Annotated in this window: 2 rRNA genes; both read right to left on the minus strand. The window is 65.1% G+C overall.

The annotated features are described in order from the left end of the window. Nucleotides 1-3 precede the first annotated feature (3 nt). Nucleotides 4-111: ribosomal RNA gene (rrf, locus tag TsocGM_RS25515) — 5S ribosomal RNA — on the minus strand. Between the two features lie 217 nt (nt 112-328). Further along, nucleotides 329-2,654, minus strand: a 23S ribosomal RNA gene (locus TsocGM_RS25520); the annotation flags it as partial.

Genomic DNA, 2,654 nt, shown 5'->3' on the forward strand with positions numbered 1-2,654 from the left:
GGGACCCGGCGATGACCGACGTTCGCGCCGAAGCACTATCATGGGCCCCGCGAGCTTAACGGCCGTGTTCGGGATGGGAACGGGTGTGACCTCGCGGGTCTGGTCGCCGGGAAGGCGTCCGTCCCGCCGACGGTGAGGCGGGGCGGACGCGAGGGTCCTTGCAGGCCGCGATCGCGAAGGCGAGGGCAATGGTCGGGAAGACGGTCAGAACGTGCGACCCGGGACGGATGCGTCGAAGGCGACGAGGCGGGGGTCGTTCGGTGATGGGGGTGATAGGCGTGGGCCACGCCGGCCTGGCCCGCCGCGAGCGCGGCGGGGGCGGGTCGGGGTGGTCAAGCCGCTTGGCTCTTAGGACCGGTCGGCTGCGACGGTCGCCCGCCGTGCACTCCCGGCCTATCGACCTGGTGATCTTCCAGGAGCCTTCGCACCAAGTGGTGCCGGAGACCTCGTCTCGGGGCCGGCTTCGCGCTTAGATGCCTTCAGCGCTTATCCGTTCCCGACCTGGCTACCCGGCGATGCCCCGAGCGGGACAGCCGGCACACCAGAGGTCGGTCCTCCCCAATCCTCTCGTACTAGGGGAGAATCCCCTCAAGTCTCCTCCGCCCGCGGCAGATAGGGACCGACCTGTCTCACGACGGTCTGAACCCAGCTCGCGTACCGCTTTCATCGGCGAACAGCCGAACCCTTGGGACCTTCTCCAGCCCCAGGATGCGATGAGCCGACATCGAGGTGCCAAACCTCCCCGCCGCTAGGGACGCTCGGGGGAGATCAGCCTGTTATCCCCGGAGTACCTTTTATCCGTTGAGCGACGGCCTTTCCATCCAGCACCGCCGGATCACTAACGCCGACTTTCGTCCCAGCTCGCCTGAGAGGGCTCGCTGTCAGGCTCCCTTGTACGTTTGCGCTCGTGTTGCCCGATGGCCGACCGGGCCGAGGGAACCATGGCGCTCCTCCGTTACGCTTTGGGAGGAGACCGCCCCAGTCAAACTGCCCGATGAGCAGTGTCCCGCTGTGGGTGCAGCGGTGAGGCACGACGACGATCCAGGCTGGTATTTCACCGGTGGCTCGACCCGGGCTGGCGCCCGGGCTTCGCGGCCTCCCAGCTATGCTACACAGGATCGACGTCGGGCCAGTGCCAACCTGCAGTAAAGGTTCACGGGGTCTTTCCGTCTAGCCGCGGGGACGTGGTATCTTCACCACGACTGCAGTTTCACCGGGTCCCTCGTGGAGACAGTGCTCCGGTCGTTACGCCATTCATGCAGGTCGGAACTTACCCGACAAGGAACTTCGCTACCTTAGGACCGTCATAGTTACGGCCGCCGTTTATCGGGGCTTCGGTCGGCAGCTGCCCTTGCGGTCACCGCCTCCCTCAACCTACCGACACCGAGCAGGCGTCAGACTCTATACGTCCTCTTGCGAGTTGGCAGAGTCCTGTGTTTTTGGTAAACAGTCGCCGGAGCCGATCCTCTGCGGCTGGCTCGCGCCAGCGCCCCTTCTACCGAAGGTACGGGGCCATTTTGCCGAGTTCCTTCACGAGGGTTCTCCCGAACGCCTTCGGATGCTCGCCTGGCACACCTGTGTCGGTTTGCGGTACGGGCCGATGGGTTGTCAGGACGTGGTTTTTCGTGGCCGCAACTTCAGGGACTTCCGGTGAGACCGTCGCCCTTGCGGGACGGGGGCGTCTATCACCCCGATCCCCTCTGCTGCGGCGTCGCACGCCGTCAACCGCCCCATCGGGTGCGGGAATATTCACCCGCTGTCCATCGGCTACGCCGTTCGGCCTGGCCTTAGGTCCCGACTGACCCTGGGCGGATTGCCCTTCCCCAGGAAACCTGGTGCTTTCGGCGGGCCGGCTTCTCACCGGCCTTGTCGTTACTCGTTCCGGCATACGCACTCGACGGCGCTCCACCGCCCGTTACCCGTGCGGCTTCGACGCGGCCGTCGACGCTCTCCTACCGTTGGATGACTCCAACCCGCGACTGCGGCGCGCTGCTTGAGTCCCCGTCATTTTCGGCGCGGGACGGCTCGACCGGTGAGCTGTTACGCACTTTTGAAATGGTGGCTGCTTCTAAGCCAACATCCCGGCTGTCACCGCGGTCCCACTTCCTTTGCCACTGAGCAGCGTCTTGGGGGCCTTGGTCGGCGGTCTGGGCTGTTTCCCTCTTGAGCGCGGAGATTCTCCCCCGCGTTCTGACTCCCGGGGTCGCTGCGTGCGGTATTCGGAGTTGGGTTCCGGTGGGTACCCGGGGAGGGCCCCAGCCGGATTCCGTCGCTCTACCCCCGCACGAGAGGGTCCCGAGGCTGGCCCTAAAGCCATTTCGGAGAGAACGAGCTATCTCCAGGTTTGATGAGACTTTCACTCCTCCCCACGGGTCATCCCCCAGTTTTTCAACACTGGTGGGTTCGGTCCTCCACCCCCTGTTACGGGGGCTTCAACCTGCCCATGGGTAGGTCACCTGGTTTCGCGTCTCTGGCACCCGACAGACGCCCTGTTCGGACTCGCTTTCGCTGGGGCTCCCCCCCTGAAGGGGTTAACCGGCCGGATACCAGAACTCGCCGGATCATTATGCAAAAGGCACGCGGTCAGGCGGAGCAGTGCTCGTCGCCCTCCCACCGCTTGTAGGCACGGGGTTTCAGGTTCAGTGTCCTCCCCT

Origin of the sequence: Tautonia sociabilis, from assembly GCF_003977685.1 — a bacterium.
Classification (GTDB): Bacteria; Planctomycetota; Planctomycetia; order Isosphaerales; family Isosphaeraceae; genus Tautonia; species Tautonia sociabilis.